Source organism: Bifidobacterium italicum (genome assembly GCF_002286915.1).
GTDB lineage: Bacteria > Actinomycetota > Actinomycetes > Actinomycetales > Bifidobacteriaceae > Bifidobacterium > Bifidobacterium italicum.
Map to the genome: position 1 here is coordinate 23481 of NZ_MVOG01000021.1, position 20202 is coordinate 43682.

Below are 20202 nucleotides of genomic sequence, written 5' to 3' on the forward strand. Positions count from 1 at the left end.
CGGGGTTTTCCACGCTCGGGGCAATGGATGCGGCTTATGCATGCGATCGCATGCGCGCCCCGATGCGCGCGGCGATCGAACGGGCCGGCTTCGCCGAGACCGGACGCAGCGGGCAGCTCGCGCACACGATCGAATCGGGGGACGGCTCGCATGCGCCGAGGGAGCATCCAGCCGTCAGCTCGACGACGTCGATCATGCCGCGTGCGCGCGCATGTTCGACGATCTGCTCGACGAAGTCGCGCGGCAGCCCGCGCTCGTCGGCGCACCGCGCGACGCTCTTGCCGGCCTCCAGATCGGCGACGACGCCGGCGACGACATGCGTGCGCGGCGTCGCGCCGGCGCCCGCGCCGGTGCGACGGAAGCCGCTCACAGCACCCACCTCAAGGTCTGGAACGCGACGACGGCGAGGATGTAGGCGACGACGAGCCCGAGGCCGACCGACTGCATCGCGATGCGCGTCGAATACTGCCGTCTGAGTTCGGCGACCGTCGCCAAGCATGGCGTGTACGCGAGCGTGAACAGCATGAACGCGATCGCGGCGGCGCGCCCGTGGTCGCCCGAGCTTTCGTCGAAGGAGGCGCGCATCGCGGCGCCGAGCGAGCCCTCGCCCTGCTGCTGCTCGTCCTCGTCGCCGGTGTCGATGCTGTAGGACTGCGCCATCGACGCGACGACGACCTCCTTGGCCACGAAGCCGGTCATCAGCGCGGCCGAGGCATGCCAGTCGTCGAAGCCGGCGGGTGCGAAAACCGGCGCGACGCGGTCGGCGACGACGCCGTAGACGGAATCGTGGACGTCGTCGACCTTCGCGAAGGAGCCGGCGGCGGCGCCCGCCGGGATCGCCTGCAGCAGCCACATGACGACGAGCATCGAGATGATGATCGTGCTCGCGCCGCGCACGAATCCCCACAGCCGCATGAGGACGGAGCGCACGAGCGCCACGATGCGCGGCACCTGATAGGGCGGCAGGCTCATCGCGAAGGGTTCGGGGCGCACGTCGGTGAAGCGCACGCGGCGCAGCAGGATGCCGACGAGCAGGATGAGCACGATCGAGCACATGTACATCATGAAGACGACGAGGCCGGCCTGCTCGCGGAAGAACGCATAGGCGAGCACGAGGTAGACGCTCAGGCGCGCCGTGCAGCTCGAGAACGGCACGAGCATGCCGACGAGGACGCGCTGGCGTGAATCGGGCAGCGTGCGCGTGGCGGCGAGCGCCGGCAGGTTGCAGCCGAAGCCGATGACGATCGGCAGGAACGCGCGGCCGTCGAGGCCCATGCAGCGCATCGCGCGGTCCATGACGAAGGCGGCGCGCGCGAGGTATCCGGAATCCTCGAGCAGGCTCAGCAGGATGAACATGATGCCCATCGGCGGGATGAAGGTGCCGATCGTCACGACGCCGTCGACAAGGCCGTCGACGACGAGCGAATGGAACCACGAATCGGCGGCGCCGGGGCCGGCGATCGCGAAGAGCCGATCGACGCCGGCGACGAGCCAGCCGCGCACGGTGCCGTCGATCCAGTCCTGGGCGGGGCCGGCGAGCGTCGTCGTCGCCTCGAACACGCCGAGCATGAGCAGCAGGAAGGCGATGACGCCGAACACCGGGTTGAGCAGCACGCGGTCGATGCGGTCGGAGACGGTGACGCGGTCGCGCGCGTGCATGTCGAGCCGTGCGAGCACGCCGGCGGCCCAGTCGAAGCGCGCGTCGGCGCCCCCCTCGACCCATGCGCGCAGGTCGACGTCGTCGACATCCACCCGCGTCAGGCCGTGCGGCAGCGGCGTGCCGGACAGATGCGCCCCGACGGCGTCCATCAGCGCGCCCGCGCCGGCGCCGGTGCGCCCGTCGACCTCGACGACCGGCACGCCGTCGAGTGCGCGAGACAGCTGGGCCGGTTCGATGCGCGCGCCCTGCCGGGCGGCGAGGTCGTTCATCGTCAGCGCGACGACGGTCGGGCGCCCCAGCTCGAGCACCGTGGCGAGGAAGTAGAGCGCGCGCGAGATGTTCGTCGCGTCGACGACGGTCACGATCAGGTCCGGGGCGCCGTCGCCGTCCATCCCCGTCACCGCCTTCGCGGCGACCTCCTCGTCCGGCGAGAGCGGCAGCAGCGAATACGTGCCCGGCGTGTCGATGAGGTCCCAGCGCACGCCGTCGTGCACGTAGACGCCTTCCTCGAGCAGCACCGTCGTGCCGGGGGCGTTCATGACGCGCGCCCTCGCGCCGAGGATCGCGTTGAACAGCGACGACTTGCCGACGTTCGGGTTGCCGATGAAGACGATGCGCGGCATGCCGCCGTCGTGCACGCGCCGGCCGCCGACGTCGCAGCAGGGGCGGGCGGCATGGTGGTTTGCCGCGCCGGCGTCGTGGCCGTCGTGGTCGTCGTGGTCGTCGTGGCGGCGGGCGGGCAGCAATGCGGCGAGGCCGCGCCGGTGGTCGTAGTGGTCTGAGGTCATGGTCGGTCCTTGGGCGTGACGGAGTGGGGGCGGGAAGACGGCGGTGGGCGGTGCGGGCGTCGTGCGCCGGTCAGCCGGCGGCCGGCGCGACGGTGATGCGCGAGGCGGTGCGCCCGTCCAACGCGATGCGCTCGGTGCCCCTGGCGACGACGCGGCCGCCGAAGTTCGCGCGCTGCACGACGCGGATGACGGTGCCGGCGCGCAGTCCGAGCTCGAGCATGCGGAAGCGGTGGCGTTCGTCGACGTCGATGGCCGTGATCGCCATGTCCTCGTCCAGCGGGCAGTTCTCGACGGTCAGTGGGTAAGAGGTGTCCATAAGCGCACATTGTTATGGTGATCGTGGGGAAAGTCAATAGTTTTGCGGTGCTTTCGCGGCAAAAGACGACGAGGCCGGCGTCGCGCCGGGCGGCGTCAGCGCTCGCCGGGCGTGCGGCAGGTCTGCCCCAGGCCGCGGCTGAGCGCGACGACGTCGAGCAGCCGGTCGATCTCGGCGTCCGGCAGATCGACGTGCCCCTTGGCGGCCTCGCGCACCGTGACGCCCTCGGCCATCGCGTCCTTCGCGAGCCCCATCGCGCGCTCGTAGCCGACCGCGTCGTTGAGCGCCGCCGCGATCGACGGCGACTGCTCGGCATGGAGACGCCCGCGTTCGACGTTGACGCGGATGCCCTCGACGCATTTCGTGCGGAACATGTCCATCGCGTTGATCGCGAGCGTCATGCCGGTGAGGATCTCATGGATGATGACCGGGTCGAAGGCGTTGAGCTGCAGCTGGCCCTCGGCGGCCGCCCAGTTGACGGTCACATCCATGCCGAAGATGACGAAGCAGCACTGGTCGACACATTCGGGGATGACCGGGTTCACCTTGCCCGGCATGATCGACGAACCCGCCTGACGCGCCGGCACCTTGAGGTCCTCGAAGCCGCAGCGCGGGCCCGAATTGAGCAGCCGCAGGTCGTCGGCGGCCTTCTTCAGATGAATCGCGAGGTTCTTCAGACAGGCGCTCGCGGCGATGTAGGCGCTCATGTCGGTGACCGAGGCGACCGGATCGGTCGCGGCGTGCACCGGCAGTCCGGTCAGCCGTGCGAGCGTGCGCGTCGCCCGTTCGCGGAAACGCAGGTCCGCGCACACGCCGGTGCCGATCGCCGTCGCGCCGAGGTTGAGGTCGCACAGCTGGTCGACGAGCGCATCCATCGCCTGCAGATCGAGCTTGAGGAACGACGCCCAGGCGTGGAACTCCTGGCCGAAGGTCATCGGGACGGCGTCCTGAAGCTGCGTGCGTCCAATCGTCACATCGTCGGCGTGGCGGTCGGCCAGCGCGTGGAACGCGTCGCGCAGGCGCCGCGCGGCGGCGGCGAGCGGCGTCAGTCCGCCGCAGATCGCGAGCTTGCAGGCGGCCGGGTAGGTGTCGTTCGTCGACTGCGAACGGTTGACGTCGTCGTTGGGATGGATGTACGCGTAGTCGCCGCGCGGATGCCCGCAGATCTCGAGCGCGCGGTTGGCGATGACCTCGTTCATGTTCATGTTCAGGCTCGTGCCGGCGCCGCCCTGCAGCACGTCGACGGGGAACTGGTCGGCGAGCGCACCGCCCTCGATCTCCTCGCAGGCCTGTTCGATCGCCTTCGCCTTGTCCGGCGCGAGCAGACCGAGCTCGGCGTTCGCGACCGCGCAGGCGCGCTTGACGACGGCGTAGGCGCGGATGAGCGCCTCGTGCGAGGAGTCGGGGATGCCGCTGACCGTGAAGTTCTCGATCGCGCGCTGCGTATGGATGCCCCAGTACACGCCCTCGGGCACCTTGAGTTCGCCGATGCAGTCGTGCTCGATGCGCATCGGCGCCTCCCGCGCGGCCGTCGCGCCCATGTCCTTGCCGGCTCCGTCGTTGGCTTCGTCCCGTCGTCCGTCCATCGTCCGCGCTCCTTACGCCGTCTTTTTACGGCCATCCATTTTAGATTCGCGCATGTGGACACGCCAAGGACGATATTGCTTACAGCCGATTGCCCGCGCGTTGCAACATGCGCGCGGTTCAATGGGGGCTATGGACAACTTCGAGACCAACCAGAACGTGCATTTCACCTCATCCAAGCCGATCTACGACTTCTATGTGGCCGGACCCTACGAGACGGCCGAGCAGGTCGAGAGCATGGAGCGCCTCGAGCGCGTGCTCAAGAGCCGCGGCAAGAACCTGTATCTGCCGCGCTTCGCGATGGATGTTAACGTCGACGGCCCGCAGGCCGTCTTCGAGGATCGCATCCGCGCGATCGGCAACTGCGCCGCGCTCATCGCGAACTTCGACGACAAGGACCCGGGCACCATCTTCGCGATGGGCTACGCCTACGCGCTCGGCAAGCCGGTGTACGCGTACTGCGAGGGTATCCTGCCGAACGCCCGCATCAGCCTGATGATCGACCAGGCGGCCACCGCCGTGCTCGACGGCCCCGCCGATCTCGAGAGCCTGCTCGATTCGGGCCGCATCAAGCCGCTCAAGCTCGACCAGTGCTGAGAGGCCGCTGAGATATCCCGGGCCGGTCCGCGCCGTCCCGGGGTATCATCGTGTGCGATGACGAACAAGGACGACATTCCGCGCTACGAGCCGCCGCACGCTGCCCGACGGCTATGAGGCCGTGCTCGACAACGAGGCGACGAGCTCGGTCGGCACACGCACCGAGCAGACGATCGCCCGGGCGATGGACACGCTGATGGGGGGACGCACGAGCTTCGTCATCGAGCACGGCACGCACGACGAGCTGCTCGCCAAGGGCGGCGCCTACGCGCGCCTTTACGAGTCGCAGTTCGCGTAAGTGCGGCGACGTCGATATGGTCGGTGAGTTCATCCATGAGCGAAATTTGACCATATACTGAAACGCCGAAGATGCCGTAATCCACGGTCCCTACTGTGTTGCCCGCGCCGGCCGTCCCACGGACGCGCCGGCGCACATCACGAGAGAGGCATCCCAAGAAGGAGACACGATGGACACCGCGGCTTCGGCGGCATCGCAACCCGCGCCACAGACGGCGTACACACCCGAGGAGGAGCGGCGCGTCATCCGCAATACGCGCGGGCTCCCGATCGGCATCAAGCCGAAGATGGTCTGGACATGGCCCAAGGCGATCATCTGGGCGCTCGTCGCGATCACCTGCGCGATCGGCTGGTCGGTGCTCGCGCTCGCGCGCGGCGAGAGGATCAGCGCCGTCTGGTTCCTCGTCGTCGCGCTGTGCTCGTACGCGATCGCCTACCGCTTCTACGCGTACTACATCCAGATCAAGATCATGCGCACAAACGACGCGAACGCGACGCCGGCCGAACGCGTCCACGACGGCGCGAACTTCGAACGCGCCGACCGCCGCGTCCTGTTCGGCCAGCATTTCGCCGCGATCTCCGGCGCCGGCCCGCTCGTCGGCCCGATCCTTGCCGCGCAGATGGGCTACCTGCCGAGCGTGCTGTGGATCATCCTCGGCGTCATCTTCGCCGGCGCCGTCCAGGACATGCTGATGCTGTGGATCTCGGCGAAACGCCGCGGCCGCTCGTTCGGACAGATGGCGACCGACGAGATGGGCAAGATCGGCGGCGTCATCATCTCCGTCTTCCTCGTCGTCGTCACCGCGATCGCGATGGCATTCCTCGCGCTCGTCGCGATCAAGGCGATGGCGAGCTCGCCGTGGGCCGTGTTCTCCCTCGGCATGACGATCCCGATCGCGTTGGTCATGGGCTGCTACGAGCGCTTCCTGCGCCCGGGCCGCGTCATCGAGACGACGGCGCTCGGCTTCGTGCTGCTCGTCGCCGCGATCGTCGGCGGCGGCATGATCGCCTCCAACCCGACGCTCGCGCCGATCTTCACGCTCGACGCCAAGCAGCTCGTCGTCGCGCTCGTCGTCTACTCCTTCGCCGCCGCCGCGCTGCCGCACTGGCTGCTCGTCACGCCGCGCGACTACCTGTCGACGCTGATGAAGATCGGCACGCTCGCGCTGCTCGTCGTCGGCATCGTCATCGCGAACCCGCAGGTGGACATGCCGGGCATCAGTACGCTCGCGGCCCGCTCGGACGGCCCCACGTTCTCCGGCAACCTGTTCCCGTTCCTGTTCATCACGATCGCATGCGGCGCGCTCTCCGGCTTCCACGGCGCCGTATCCTCCGGCCTGACGCCGAAGGCCGTCGAAAAGGAGAACCAGATCCGCATGATCGGCTACGGTTCGATGCTCGTCGAATCGTTCACCGCGATCATCGCGCTCATCGCCGCGATCACGATCAGCCAAGGCGTCTACTTCTCGCTCAACATGAGCGCGCCGCAGATCGAAGCCGCCGCCGGCTCCGCGTATTCGGCCTCCGCGTCGCCCGAGCAGAACGCGGTCGCCGCCGTGGGCAACATGGACGTCAAGGACATCGAAGGCAACCAGATGCAGGTGACATGGCAGTCGCACGGCACCACCTACAAAGGCGCCGAGGCGCTGACCCAGGCCGCGCATGACGTGGGCGAGGAAAGCATCGTCTCGCGCACCGGCGGCGCGACGACCTTCGCGATCGGCATGGCGAACTTCCTCAAGTCGTATCTGGGCGGCGAGGGGACGATGGCGTTCTGGTACCACTTCGCGATCATGTTCGAGGCGCTGTTCATCCTGACGACCGTCGACAACGGCACGCGCGTCGCGCGCTACCAGATCGGCGACCTGCTCGGCAACGTGCGCAGGCTGCGCCGCTTCGCCGACCCCACATGGCGCCCCGGCAACCTCGTCACGACCTTCATCGCCACCGCCGCATGGGGCACGATGCTCTACATGGGTGTCGCCGACGCCAACGGCGGCATCAACGCGATGGTGCCGATCTTCGGCATCTCCAACCAGCTGCTCGCCGCCGGCTGCCTGATGCTCGTCACCGTCTGCGTCGTCAAGGCCGGCCTGACGAAGTACGCGTGGATACCGGCCGTCCCGCTCGCTTGGGATGTCGCCGTCACCTTCACCGCCGACTTCCAGAAGATCTTCGACCCGCAGCTCGGTTACTTCGCGGCCGCCTCCGCATGGCGCGCGAAGATCGACTCCGGCGCGCTCGACCCGGCTGCGCTCGCCGCCGCGCACGCCTCGCTGTCGAACGCGTACCTCGACGGCGCACTGTCGGTGTTCTTCCTCGTCATGATGACGGCGTTCCTCGCCGTCGGCCTCAAGGTGTGCGTCGCCACCGTGCGCTCGCGCCGCTACGGCGTCGAGTTCACGAGCGAGGACCCCTTCGTCGAATCGTCGTGGTTCGCTCCCTCCGGACTGCTCGCCACGAAGCTCGAACGCAAGGCGCGCGCCGAATACGAGCTGATGACCGGCGCGGCCGCGCGCGTCGACGAACGCCGCGACGAGGATCTCGACGACGACGCCGAGGCGCGTCCGCTGGCCGGTGTGGCTGTCGGGGTACCGGCATGACGGGCGCCCCGGCCGCGTGGGCCGCACGGTTGTGGCGCGGCGTCGTCTGGTATCTGCGTGAGCTGAGCGGCGAGGCGCGCTACGACCACTATGTCGAACGGATGCGCCGCGAGCACCCCGACCGTACGCCGCTGGGCGAACGCGAGTTCCTGCGCGAGCGCGAACGCCACGAGCGCGAGCATCCGAACACGAGCTGCTGCTGCTAGCGCGGTCGCCGTACACACCGAGAATGTGCAAGGGCGCGGGAGACCTGATTGGTCTTCCGCGCCCTTGCACATATTCGTAATCTATCCATCAAGCCGGCGGCGTTCGTGGCCGTATCTTCCGCCCGTTCTGCGGCCGTCAGCGGATGAGGCCCAGACGGATCTTCATCGCGACGACGCGCGTCGCCGACGCGGCGACCTTGTCGGCGAAGGCCGCGTCCGAGGACGCCCGCGCGCGCAGGCCGGAAAGGATCGGCGCCGTGTACGACGGGTCGTTGATGCAGGCGATGTCGCCGCCGGCCTCGACGAGCCGTACGCCCAGCTGCGTCGGATCGACGTCGCCGACGGCGCTCGCCGACAGCGAATCGGAGATGACGACGCCGTCGTAGCCGCCGCGCCCGCGCAGCAGATCGGTGACGATCGGCCGCGAGAAGGCCGCCGGCACGCCCGGGTCGAGCTTCGTGTACGAGGCGAGTGACATCATGACCATCGCCGGCCGGCCACTCCTGATCGCCTGCGTGAACGCGGCCACCTCGGGGCCGTCGGCGTCGGTCGTCGTGTCGACGATGCCGTCGGCCGTGAAATCGGTGTTGCCGGTGACTGAGCCGAGGCCGGGGTAGTGCTTGACGGCCGTTGCGACGCCGGCGCCGCGCATGCCTTCGATGAACGCGGTCGCATGGCGCGCGTCACCGTCCGCGTCGAGGCCGAAGTCGCGGTCGAGCGCGCCGATCGGCGCGTTCGAGGCACGGTCGATCGTCACCGTGTCGACCGACGGGGCGAGGTCGACGTCGACGCCGGCGGCGTGCAGCTGGCCGCCCCAGCGCCGGCTGTCCTCCCTGAGCGCGTCCGTCGAGAGGCGCCCCTGCTCGAAGGCGCTCGGCATCGTCTCGAAGCCGGGACCCTGCAGATGCTGCACGAGGCCGCCCTCCTGATCAGTGGCGACGAGGATCGGCGTGCCGTCGCCGGCGTAGCCGCGCAGCGCGTCAGTCGCCTGACGCACACCGTCAACGCCGTTCGACCAGTTGCCCATGAGGATGACCGAGCCGACATGGTCGTCGCCGATGAGCGAGGCGAGCGCCGACGGGTCGGTGCCGGCTGCGAGCGGCGCCATGACGAGCTGCGCGGCGCGCTCGTCGGGGCTCATCGCGTCGACGATCCGCTGCGCACGCACGACGGCGTCGTCCTTGCCATCCTTGTTCGCGTCGCCGTCCTTCGTTGCATCGTCTTTGTTCACGGCGTTGTCCTTTGTTGCATCATCCTTGGCTGGCGTGCCGTCCTTGCCCGCGGCTGCCGTCTGATGCTGCGTGGGCGTGGTGGAGGAGGGGCTCGTCGCACTCGCCGACGCGGAGGCCTCGACGCGGGCGCGGTGACGTGCGCCGGCGACGGCGGCGACCGACAACGCGAGCGCGAGCGCGACGACCGCCGTGACGACGATTGTCACGATGCGTCCGGCGCGTCCCCGGACCTCATCCCTGCCGTGCCTGCCGTTGCGCTGTGCCATGTGCATGCCCCTTCCGCCCGCAAGTGTCGCGCGCCGTGTGCCTGTAACGAAACGATGTATGTCCTGAACGCCGTATGTCCCTTGACGATGTCGCGCGCCGGCGCCCGAAGCGTCCGGCGCGTTCCGTGAGCTCAGTCTAGCAAGCGGCCCGGCACGGCCGCGGCGCCCCGGTCGCCGCGCGGGCGGGGCATGTCGCACACCTTTCACGCATCCTTCACGCATTGGCCTGTGATTCTTCGTCCTGATTCTGTAGACTGGTCGAATGTCTTTCTTCGATTTCGGCCCCATGTTCGGACAGGGGCCGCATAAGCGCCCCCATCGTTCCGACGCCGCCAACGACGATCCGATCGTGATCAACATCGAGACCGACGGCGAGGACGCCCACGCCGCCTCCGGCACGCCGCCGACCGCGCCGCCGCGCATCACGCGCCGCGCGCCGTCAGGAGGCTCGAACCGCGGCTATAAGATCCTCATCGGCGTCGTGCTCGCGCTCGCCGTCGTCGTCGGCCTGTTCTTCGCGATCGCGTCCTTCGCGACCGACGTCATGTGGTACGACCAGCTCGGCTTCTCGAGCGTCGTCTGGACGCTGCTCGGCACGCGCGTCGGCGTGTGGATCGCCTACGCGCTGCTCATGGTGCTCGTCACTTACATCGCCGCGACGCTCGCGATCCGCGCACGTCCCGACTTCGCCGACGGATCGACGATCCGCGTCAACGGCGACACGATCGAGATCGGCCGCGGCGTCTCCTCGAAGAACGCCCGGCGCGTCGCCGTCGGCGTCTCGCTCATCGCGGGGCTGCTCTTCGGTTCGCGGTTCAACTCGAACTGGTCGCAGATCCTGCTCATGTTCCACGCCAAGCGCTTCGGCGTCGCCGATCCGCAGTTCGGCATCGACAACGGTTTCTACGTCTTCGTGCTGCCGGGCCTGTCGCTGCTGCTGTCCGCGCTGTCGGTGCTGCTGTTCGTCGCGCTCGTCTTCTCGATCGTCACGCATGTGGCGATGGGCGGCATCCGCTTCACGATGCCGAAGCGCGGACGCAGCATCTTCTCGATGACGCGTCGCGCGCGCCGCCAGATCGCGATCTGGCTGATGGCGTGGATGTGCTCGTGGGCCGTCAATCAGGCGCTGTCCGTCTTCTCGACGCTCACCGCCGAAGGCGACCGCATCACCGGCGCGACCTACACGGCGGTCAACGCGTCGATCCCGATCACCTTCATCCTCGCTGCCGTCACCGCGATCGCCGGCGTCGTGCTCGGCGTGTGGCTCATGTGTTCGCCGGCGCTCACCGACGCCGCCTCGGCGAAGACGGCGCCGCTGACGAGCGCGTGGAAGGAGTGGCGCGTCCCGGCGATCACCATCGCGTCCTGCCTCGTGCTGTCGCTGCTGCTGTCGTCGCTGTGGCCGGCGCTGCTGCAGCGCTTCCGCGTCAACCCGAACGCCCAGGAGATGGAATCGACGTACATCCAGCGCAACATCGACGCGACGCGCGCCGCCTACGGGCTCGGCAACGTCAAGACCGAGGAATACAAGGCCACGACGAAGGCCGAGGCCGGTGCGCTGCAGCAGGACACCGAGACGACGGCGCAGATCCGTCTGCTCGACCCGCAGATCGTCTCGCCGACCTTCAAGCAGCTGCAGCAGATGAAGCAGTACTACACCTTCGCGGACACGCTGGCGGTCGACAAGTACGACATCGACGGCGTCAACCAGGACACCGTCATCGCCGCGCGCGAGATGGACCTGTCCGGCAACGACAACCGCAACTGGGTCAACGACCACACCGTGTACACGCACGGCTACGGCATCGTCGCCGCCTACGGCAACCGCGTGACGCGCGACGGCCAGCCGGAGTTCTTCGAATACGGCATCCCCACGCAGGGATACCTGACCGACACGCAGCACTACGAGCCGCGCATCTACTTCTCGCCGAACGCGCCCGAATACTCGATCGTCGGCGCGCCGGAGGGCACGAAGTCGTGGGAGTTCGACTATCCGACCTCCGGCGCCGAGGGCGCGACGACGACCTTCGACGGTGACGGCGGCCCCAGGCTCGGCAACATCATGGCGCGCCTGCTGTACTCGATCCGCTTCGGTTCCGACCAGATCCTGTTCTCCGACCGCGTCAACGCCGATTCGCAGATCCTCTACGACCGTTCTCCCAAGGAGCGCGTCGCGAAGGTCGCGCCGTACCTCACGCTCGACGGACGCGTCTATCCGGCCGTCGTCGACGGGCGCGTCAAGTGGATCATCGACGGCTACACGACCTCCGACCGCTACCCGTATTCGCAGATGACCGATCTGGCCTCGGCGACCGAGGATTCGACGACGGTCTCGTCGTCGTCGGTGGCCGGGTTGAGCTCGAAGCGCGCGAACTACATCCGCAACTCCGTCAAGGCGACCGTCGACGCCTACGACGGTTCGGTGGACCTGTACACGTGGGACGAGTCCGACCCGGTGCTCAAGGCGTGGCAGTCGATCTTCTCGGCGAACTACCATCCGATGTCCGAGATCTCGGGTGACCTGATGGCGCATATGCGCTATCCGGAAGGCATCTTCAAGGTACAGCGCCAGCTGCTCGCGAAGTACCATGTGACGCAGGCGAGCCAGTTCTTCTCCGGCGAGGACTTCTGGCAGACGCCGGTCGACCCGACCGAGTCGAAGGCGCAGCAGGCGCACGACGTGCTGCAGCCGCCGTACTATCTGACGCTCAAGACCGGCGGCTCGAAGGAGCCGGTGTTCTCGCTGACGAGCACCTACATCCCGGCGGGCGCGAGCACGCGCGAGATCCTCACCGGCTTCCTGTCGGTCGATTCGGACGCGGGGCGCACGAAGGGCGTCAAGGGACCCGACTACGGCACGATCAGGCTGCAGGAGCTGCCGAAGGATTCGAACGTACCGGGCCCGGGTCAGGCGCAGAACAACTTCAACGCCGACGCGGACGTCTCCAAGGAGCTCAACCTGCTCGAATCGGGTTCGACGCAGATCGAACGCGGCAATCTGCTCACGCTGCCGCTCGGCGGCGGCCTCGTCTACGTCGAGCCGGTGTACGTGAAGTCCTCCGGCCAGACGAGCTACCCGCTGCTCAAGAAGGTCCTCGTCGCCTTCGGCGACAAGGTCGGTTTCGCCGACACGCTCGACGCGGCGCTCGATCAGGTCTTCGGCGGCGATTCGGGAGCATCGGCCGGCGACGCGGACAACGCGGGCGGATCCGCCGCCGAGCCCGGCGACGACGGATCCGGCGGCGGCGAAACGCCGTCCGCGCCGTCCGGATCGGGCAAGGACCCGGCCCTCAAGGAGGCGCTCGACGATGCCTCGAAGGCGCTCAAGGATTCGGACAAGGCGATGAAGTCCGGCGACTGGGGCGCCTACGGCGAGGCGCAGCGGCGCCTCGAGGAGGCGGTCAACAAGGCGCTCGAGCTCGAGGGCTGACGCCGGCACCGTCCGGGGCGTCCCCGCGCGGATCGGACCGATCCGCGCGGGGACGCCCTTTTTGCGTCGCACGGCGTAGCGGCGTCGGCCGAGTTCCGCGACGCGGTTATGCTAGGACGTTATGATTACATACAGCTACAGGCGTGCCGGGGACGACGACGTGGACGTCATCACCGACGTCTACAACGAGGCCGTCATCGAGGGAGGCTCGACGACCGACCTGACGCCGGTGGGCTACGGCGAGCGCAAGGCATGGCTCGACAGGCACCGCGACCCTTACGCGGTGTTCGTCATCACGGCCGAGGAGGACGGCGCGCGCCGCGACATCGGCTTCGCGTCGATCTCGGTGTTCTACGACCGTCCCGGCTATGACGGCGTGTGCAGCCTCGCCTACTACATCGCGGGGGACGCGCGCGGACGGGGCGCGGGCGCGTTCACGATGCGCGCGCTGCTCGACGAGGCGGCCGCGCGCGGCATGCGGCGCGCCTGCACGACGATCTTCGCCGACAACGCGGCCTCCACCGGCCTGTGCGAGCGCTTCGGCTTCACCCGCTACGGTCTCATGCCCGCCGCGGCCTACGATTCGCGCGGCGCGCTGCACGCCATGAGCTACTGGTACGCCGACATCGGCCGCTGACGGCGCGCGAACGAAAAACGACACCAACGAAGAACCAAGGAAGAACAGGAAAAGAGCGACACATGGCATCGGACTACTGGCTCATCGCAGGACTGGGCAACCCGGGCGCGAAATACCGCAACACGCGGCACAACATCGGATTCATGACCGTCAACCTCCTCGCCGAACGCTGGAGTGTGCGCTTCGCCAACCACAAAGGGCTCGCCGACCTCGGCAAGGGGCTGATGACGATGGGGGACCGGCGCCAGAAGGTCTTCCTGTGCAAGCCGCTGACCTACATGAACGACTCGGGGCAGGCCGTCCAGTCGGTGCGCGAGTACTACCACATCGACGTCGACCACATCGTCGTCATCCACGACGACATGGACCTCGAATTCGGCCGCATCAAGCTCAAGTCGGGCGGCTCGGCCGGCGGACACAACGGCATCAAATCCATCGACCGATGCCTGCACACGCCCGACTACGCGCGCGTGCGCATGGGCGTCGGCCACGCGAGCCGCTCCGGCGACGCGCACGACAACACGATCAACTGGGTGCTCGGCGAATTCAACGCCGCGCAGAGGAAGCAGCTGCCCGAATTCCTCGCCGACGGTGCCGACGCGGCCGAGACGATCGTCTTCGACGGGCTGACGAAAGCGCAGGACCGCTTCAATGGCCGCTGACGACACCGCAACCACCACCGTCGGCGCACACGGCACGATCGACGGCGCGCTGACGGAACTGCGTGCACGCCTCGAGGCCGACCCCGCCTTCCACGACCTGACGCACGGCCTGATCGAAGCGGACGCCGAGGCGGGCGAGCCGATCCTGTCCATCGGCGCGCCCGACGGCATCCGTCCGGCGCTCGCCGCCGCACGCGCCACGCTGTCGCCGATCGTCGTCGTCGTGCCGTCGGGACGCGAGGCCGAGGAACTCGTCGACGACATCCGCTCGTGGTACGACGGCGACCCGGCCGCCGTCGCCCAGCTCGAAGCATGGGAGACGCTGCCGCACGAACGTCTCTCGCCGCGCGCCGACACCGTCGCCAACCGTATGGAGGTCTTCCGCAGGCTGTGCCATCCCGAGGCGGGCAGCGCAATGTTCGGCCCCATCCGCATCCTCGTCATGCCGGTGCGTTCGCTGATCCAGCCGGTCGTCGCCGGCATCGGCGACGTCAAGCCGCTCGTCTTCGCGCTCGGCGAGCGGATCGCGCTCGACGAGGCCGCGGCCGCGCTCGTGCGCAACGCCTACACGCGCGTTGACCTCGTCATGGACCGCGGCGAATTCGCCGTGCGCGGCGGCCTCATCGACGTCTTTCCGCCGACGATGCCGCATCCGGTGCGCATCGAGTTCTTCGGCGACGACATCGACTCGATCCGCGAATTCCACGCCTCCGACCAGCGCACCTATGGCCCGCAGATCGAGTCCGTCTGGGCGACGCCGTGCCGTGAGGTGCAGCTCACCGAGCAGATCCGCGGGCGCGCGCGTTCGCTCGTCGGCCGCATCCCGAACGCCGACGACATGCTCGAATCGATTGCGCAGGCGATTCCCGTCGAGGGCATGGAATCGCTGCTGCCGGCCCTCGTGGACGACATGAGGCCCGTCTCGTCGATGCTGCCGAAGGACGCCGTCGTCATGCTGTGCGACCCGGAGAAGCTGCGCCGTTCGGTCGACGACCTAGCGAAGACCGCCAATGAGTTTCTCGCGACGAGCTGGCACGTCGCCGCCGCCGGGCACGGCGCCGGTGCGCCGATTGACTTCGAGGGCGCGAACTTCCTCGACTACGACGAGGTCGTCTCCTCGCTCGCGTACAGCGAACGCGAACTGTGGAGGATCAGCGGGTTCACCGTCGACTCGTCGTTGCCCGGGCATGTGCAGATCGATGCGCAGACGCCCAAGGCGTTCCGCGGTGACGAGCGGCGCACCGAGCAGGGCGTACGCGCGCTGCTCGACGACGGCTACGACGTGACGGTGACGGCCGCCGCCCAAGGCACGCTGCACCGTCTTGCGCGCATGCTCAACGCCGTCGGTGTCGCCAATTTCACGGCCGTGCGCTCGCAGGCGCGCAACGGCTTCGTCGACGCGGCCGCGAAGACCGCGCTGCTCACCGAACGCGACCTGACCGGCCGCGAAAGCGTCGCCGGCGGCCCCAAGACGCCGCGCAAGCGCCGCAAGTCGATCGATCTGATGGAACTCAAGCCGGGCGACTTCGTCGTGCACGAACAGCACGGCATCGGCCGTTTCGTCGGCATGCGCCAGCGCACGACCGGATCGGGACGCAACCGCACGACGCGCGAGTACCTCGTCATCGAATACGCGCCGAGCAAACGCAACGCGCCGCCGGACAAGCTGTTCATCCCGACCGACCAGCTCGACCTCGTCAGCAAGTACATCGGCGCCGAGATCCCCAAGCTCAACAAGCTTGGCGGCTCGGATTGGGCGGCGACGAAGGCGAAGGCGAAGAAGCACGTCCACGAGATCGCGCAGAACCTCATCAAGCTGTATGCGGCGCGCCAGCGCACGAAGGGCTTCGCGTTCAGCAAGGACACGCCGTGGCAGAAGGAGCTCGAGGACGCCTTCCCGTACCAGGAGACCGCCGACCAGCTCACGACGATCGACGACGTCAAGGCGGACATGGAGAAGCTGGTGCCGATGGACCGCCTCATCTGCGGCGACGTCGGCTTCGGCAAGACCGAGATCGCCGTGCGCGCCGCTTTCAAGGCCGTGCAGGACTCCAAGCAGGTGGCCGTGCTCGTGCCGACGACACTGCTCGTCCAGCAGCACTACGAGACCTTCACCGAACGCTTCGAGGGATTCCCGGTCACCGTCGCGGCGATGAGCCGCTTCCAGAGCACGAAGCAGATCAACGAGACGATCAAAGGACTCGCCGACGGCAGCGTCGACGTCGTCATCGGCACGCACAAGCTGCTCAACCCGAAGATCAAGTTCAAGGACCTCGGCCTCGTCATCATCGACGAGGAGCAGCGCTTCGGCGTCGAGGCGAAGGAGGCGCTCAAGGCGATCCGCACGAACGTCGACGTGCTGAGCCTGTCGGCGACGCCGATCCCGCGCACGCTTGAGATGGCCGTCACCGGCATCCGCGAGATGTCGACGCTCGCGACGCCGCCGGAGGACCGCCTGCCGGTGCTCACCTACGTCGGCGCCTACGAGGACGCGCAGGTCACGGCGGCGATCCGGCGCGAGCTGCTGCGCGGCGGTCAGGTCTTCTACATCCACAATCGCGTCGAGGACATCGACAAGAAGGCCGCGAAGCTGCACGAGCTTGTTCCCGAGGCGAGGATCGGCATCGCGCATGGCAAGATGGGACGCAAGCAACTCGACCAGATCATCCGCGACTTCTGGCATCGCGACATCGACGTGCTGTTGTGCACGACGATCGTCGAGACCGGTCTCGACATCTCGAACGCGAACACATTGATCGTCGACCACGCCGACCGCTTCGGCCTCAGCCAGCTGCACCAGCTGCGCGGCCGCGTCGGCCGCGGCCGCGACCGCGCCTACGCGTACTTCCTGTACGACCCGGGAAGGCCGATGACCGAGCAGTCGCACGAGCGTCTCGTGACGATCGCGCAGAACACGGCGCTCGGAAGCGGCTTCGACGTGGCGATGAAGGACCTCGAGCTGCGCGGTACCGGCAACCTGCTGGGCGACGAGCAGAGCGGGCACATCGAAGGCGTCGGCTTCGACCTGTACGTGCGCATGGTCTCCGAGGCGATCGAGGACTACAAGGAGCCCGACCGCGTCGAGCCGCCCGTCGTCACGATCGACCTGCCCATCGAGGCGTCGATCCCGGTCGACTACATCGATTCGGACAAGCTGCGCCTCGAAGCGTACCGCAAGCTCGCAGAGGCGAGGAACGACGACGATCTCGAGGAGCTGCGCGAGGAGCTCACCGACCGCTACGGCGAGCCCCCACAGGTTTTCACGTCGCTGTTCGGCATCGCACGGCTGCGCGAGCGCGCCCGGGACCTCGGGATCACCGAGATCGTCGGCCAGGGCGGCAAACTGCGCGTCGGCGGCATCAACGCGCCCGAATCGGTACGCATGCGCATCGAACGCATCTACAAGGGCGCGCAGTACCGGCCGCTCACGCACACCTACACGATTCCGACGCCTTTCGCCGGATCGCTCGGATCGGGGCCGATGGATTCCGACGAGGTCATCCACTGGGTTAGCCAGCTGCTCGACGACCTCGCGTGGACGCCGAAGCCGCGCGCCTGACGCACGGCGCAGCCGACGGGTAGACCAGATATCGCGAAGGCCGCACAGGGCATTCCTGTGCGGCCTTCACGATGTATCGGCGCATCGGGCACTATGACCGGCGCTAACTGTGGTTGTCGACGGTTCCGTCACCCGCGCAATGCGCGGTGCAGCCGTTCCTCGAGCGCCTGATGGTTGTACGGACGTCCCTGGACGTCGAGCCTCGAGCGGTCGGCGCGCACCTCGTCGCGGATGCGGCCGTCGGCGAGCACGAGGATGCGGTCGGCGAGCCGCACCGCCTCGGCGATGTCATGGGTGACGAGCACCGTCGCGAAGCCGAGCCGCGCGCGCAGCCCGGCGAGCAGGTCCTGCATGTCGAGCCGCGTGAGCGCGTCGAGCGCGCCGAAGGGCTCGTCGAGCAGCAGCAGCCGCGGACGGCGCGTCAACGCCCGGGCGAGCGAGACACGCTGCCGCTGGCCGCCGGACAGCTCAGCCGGCAGTTTGTCTGTGGCGTCGGCCAGCTGCACCTGATCGAGCGCGCGCACGGCGAGCGCCTTGCGTTCGCGGCGTGTCATGCGGCCGCGGTCGGCGTCGATGCCGAGCGTCACGTTGTCCCAGATGCGCAGCCACGGGACGAGTCTCGCGTCCTGAAAGCCGAAGGCGACGCGCGGCTCGGTGCGCACGTGGCCGCGGTCCGCGTCGATCAGACCGGCGATGATGCGCAGCAGCGTCGACTTGCCGCAGCCGGAGCGGCCGATGAGTGCGACGGTCTCGCCTGCGTTGACGCGCAGGTCCACGTCGTCGAGCACGATGCGTCCGTCGAAGGCCTTGCATACGTCGTCGATCGCGACGGCGGCCGTCATGTCGCCACTCATGCGCCGCAGTCCATCGTCGCGGCGGCGATGTCGGGCATCGTGTCGATGAAGCCGAAGTCCACGTATTCGCGGGCCTGCGCCTCGAGCATCGCGCGGCCGTCGGCGTCGATCGGCAGGATCGTCGGCACGTCGAAGTGCGCGATCTGGTTGGCGACCTCCTCGGATGCGCCGAAGTGCCGGTAGGCGTCGGTGATGATCGCGGGGCGCTTCGCCGCGGCCTCGGACTCCCTGACGAGCGCCCGGTACATCGCCTTGACGGCTTCGGGGTGCTTCGTCGCGAAGTCGCGCGAGACGATGTGGATCGAGACGTTGTGGTTGTCGTAGTCCTTGCCGTTGGCGAGCAGCTTCGCGCCCGGCGTGGCCATCGCCGCTGCGAGGTTCTGGTCGAAGGAGGAGAGCGCGTCGATCTGCCCGGAGGTGAAGGCCGCCTGGAAGTTGCTCGGGCTCATCTCGACGACGTCGACGTCGTCGACGTCCACGCCGCTGCCCTCGAGCGCCTTGTGCAGCACGTAGTCGCCGGTGCCGCCGCGTTTGATGATCGCGACCTTCCTGCCCTTGAGGTCGTCGAGTGATTCGACGCCGGAACCGGGGGCGGCGACGATGCCCTGTGAGTTGCCGTCGTAGTATTCGATTGCGAAGGCCGTCCACGGCTGGCCCTGCGCGATGAAGTTGATGAACGATCCGGTGCCGGTGCTCGTTGCGTCGGCGTTGCCGGACAGGACGGCGGCGTAGGCGTCGGTCGGATTGTACGGACCGGTGAAGTCGACGTTCGTCGGGCCCATCGTCTCGTCGAGGAAGGGCTCGTCGCGCACCGTCGTCAGGTAGTTCGCCGTGGAGAGGTAGGCGACGCGCATCGTGGCGTCGTCGCCCGCCTGCGACGACGTGCCGCACGCCGCGGCGCCGGCGAGCAGCGCGGCGGCGCAGAAGGCGGCGAGCAGACGGCGTGGACGGCGGTGGGATCGGGATGTGGATGACATGGTGCCTCCTTGGGGCGTGGCCGCATGACCGCATGGTCGTGCCGCGGCCGGTTTCGATGGTCGGATGTGGTGATCCTGAGAAAAGGCGGTGCCTGCGGGAAAACCGGATGAGGGGGAGCGGGACGTCAGCCGTGCGTGCGCAGCAGGCGCTCGAGCGCCCCGACGATCCATTCGCTGAGCAGCCCGAGCGCCGCGTACAGCACGATGCACAGCACCATCTGGTCGGTGCGGAAGAACTGCTGGGAGCGTGCGAGCAGATAGCCGATGCCGGCTGACGAATTCACGGTCTCGCAGGTGACGAGCGCGATCCACGAGACGGTGATCGCGAAGCGCAGCCCGGTCATGAACTGCGGCAGCACGCCGCGCAGCAGGATCTTCGTGAAGACGACATGCCGCGGCATCCGGTAGGCGCGTGCGAGTTCGATCAGCCCCGGGTCGATCGCGCGCACGCCGTCGCGCACGTTGACGTAGACGAGCGCGAACGCGCCGACCGCGATCAGCGCGACCTTCATCGCCTCGCCGATGCCGAGCATG

15 protein-coding genes and 1 pseudogene are annotated in these 20202 nt (G+C 68.2%); 8 read left to right on the forward strand and 8 right to left on the reverse strand.

What is annotated here, in order from left to right:
* Window positions 1-34: 34 nt before the first annotated feature.
* The 4 genes from B1400_RS05700 to B1400_RS05715 all read right to left on the reverse strand — a co-directional run bounded on the left by B1400_RS05700 (window position 35) and on the right by B1400_RS05715 (window position 4305).
* Window positions 35-370: a hypothetical protein gene (locus tag B1400_RS05700; protein WP_095613466.1), complete on the reverse strand. Its 336-nt coding sequence runs from the start codon at window positions 368-370 to the stop codon at window positions 35-37.
* The gene (gene feoB / locus B1400_RS05705; protein WP_407641074.1) at window positions 367-2448 is read right to left on the reverse strand and encodes a ferrous iron transport protein B; all 2082 of its coding nucleotides are present in this window, start codon (window positions 2446-2448) and stop codon (window positions 367-369) included. Before feoB ends, B1400_RS05700 begins: the two co-directional genes overlap by 4 nt.
* 70 nt (window positions 2449-2518) lie before the next feature.
* Complete coding sequence (locus B1400_RS05710) at window positions 2519-2764, reverse strand: FeoA family protein (RefSeq protein WP_095613467.1); 246 nt, start codon at window positions 2762-2764, stop codon at window positions 2519-2521.
* A gap of 95 nt (window positions 2765-2859) precedes the next feature.
* Window positions 2860-4305, reverse strand: coding sequence for an aspartate ammonia-lyase (locus B1400_RS05715; protein ID WP_095613480.1), 1446 nt, complete (start codon window positions 4303-4305; stop codon window positions 2860-2862).
* Between the two features lie 175 nt (window positions 4306-4480).
* Between B1400_RS05715 and B1400_RS05720 the strand changes: the two genes are divergently transcribed.
* The 4 genes and pseudogenes from B1400_RS05720 to B1400_RS05735 all read left to right on the forward strand — a co-directional run bounded on the left by B1400_RS05720 (window position 4481) and on the right by B1400_RS05735 (window position 8051).
* Window positions 4481-4945: a nucleoside 2-deoxyribosyltransferase gene (locus tag B1400_RS05720; protein WP_095613468.1), complete on the forward strand. Its 465-nt coding sequence runs from the start codon at window positions 4481-4483 to the stop codon at window positions 4943-4945.
* A 94-nt stretch (window positions 4946-5039) separates the two neighbouring features.
* A pseudogene (locus tag B1400_RS05725) lies at window positions 5040-5243 on the forward strand (ABC transporter ATP-binding protein); the annotation flags it as partial.
* A gap of 169 nt (window positions 5244-5412) precedes the next feature.
* Window positions 5413-7845, forward strand: a complete 2433-nt coding sequence (locus B1400_RS05730; RefSeq protein ID WP_095613469.1) for a carbon starvation CstA family protein — start codon at window positions 5413-5415, stop codon at window positions 7843-7845.
* On the forward strand, window positions 7842-8051 hold the full coding sequence (locus B1400_RS05735) for a CstA-like transporter-associated (seleno)protein (RefSeq protein WP_026645027.1): 210 nt from the start codon (window positions 7842-7844) through the stop codon (window positions 8049-8051). Before B1400_RS05730 ends, B1400_RS05735 begins: the two co-directional genes overlap by 4 nt.
* A gap of 136 nt (window positions 8052-8187) precedes the next feature.
* Here B1400_RS05735 and B1400_RS05740 read toward each other — a convergent pair whose 3' ends face one another.
* Window positions 8188-9549: a glycoside hydrolase family 3 N-terminal domain-containing protein gene (locus tag B1400_RS05740; RefSeq protein WP_095613481.1), complete on the reverse strand. Its 1362-nt coding sequence runs from the start codon at window positions 9547-9549 to the stop codon at window positions 8188-8190.
* 262 nt (window positions 9550-9811) lie between these two features.
* Here B1400_RS05740 and B1400_RS05745 point away from each other — a divergent pair, with 262 nt between their 5' ends.
* The 4 genes from B1400_RS05745 (at window position 9812) to mfd (ending at window position 17837) form a co-directional block, all read left to right on the forward strand.
* The gene (locus B1400_RS05745; RefSeq protein WP_095613470.1) at window positions 9812-12979 is read left to right on the forward strand and encodes a UPF0182 family membrane protein; all 3168 of its coding nucleotides are present in this window, start codon (window positions 9812-9814) and stop codon (window positions 12977-12979) included.
* Between the two features lie 121 nt (window positions 12980-13100).
* A complete protein-coding gene (locus tag B1400_RS05750) occupies window positions 13101-13616 on the forward strand; it encodes a GNAT family N-acetyltransferase (protein WP_095613471.1) in 516 nt (171 codons plus the stop codon).
* Window positions 13617-13678: 62 nt separating this feature from the next.
* Complete coding sequence (gene pth, locus B1400_RS05755; RefSeq protein WP_095613472.1) at window positions 13679-14278, forward strand: aminoacyl-tRNA hydrolase; 600 nt, start codon at window positions 13679-13681, stop codon at window positions 14276-14278.
* Window positions 14268-17837, forward strand: a complete 3570-nt coding sequence (gene mfd, locus B1400_RS05760; protein WP_095613473.1) for a transcription-repair coupling factor — start codon at window positions 14268-14270, stop codon at window positions 17835-17837. The genes pth and mfd overlap by 11 nt, the downstream gene beginning before the upstream one ends.
* 128 nt (window positions 17838-17965) lie before the next feature.
* Here mfd and B1400_RS05765 read toward each other — a convergent pair whose 3' ends face one another.
* The 3 genes from B1400_RS05765 to B1400_RS05775 form a co-directional block, all read right to left on the reverse strand.
* Window positions 17966-18691: an ABC transporter ATP-binding protein gene (locus B1400_RS05765; RefSeq protein WP_235607347.1), complete on the reverse strand. Its 726-nt coding sequence runs from the start codon at window positions 18689-18691 to the stop codon at window positions 17966-17968.
* The gene (locus tag B1400_RS05770) at window positions 18688-19668 is read right to left on the reverse strand and encodes an ABC transporter substrate-binding protein (RefSeq protein ID WP_095613474.1); all 981 of its coding nucleotides are present in this window, start codon (window positions 19666-19668) and stop codon (window positions 18688-18690) included. Before B1400_RS05770 ends, B1400_RS05765 begins: the two co-directional genes overlap by 4 nt.
* 125 nt (window positions 19669-19793) lie before the next feature.
* The coding region (locus B1400_RS05775) for an ABC transporter permease (RefSeq protein ID WP_133064629.1) at window positions 19794-20202 on the reverse strand (409 nt) is incomplete at its 5' end.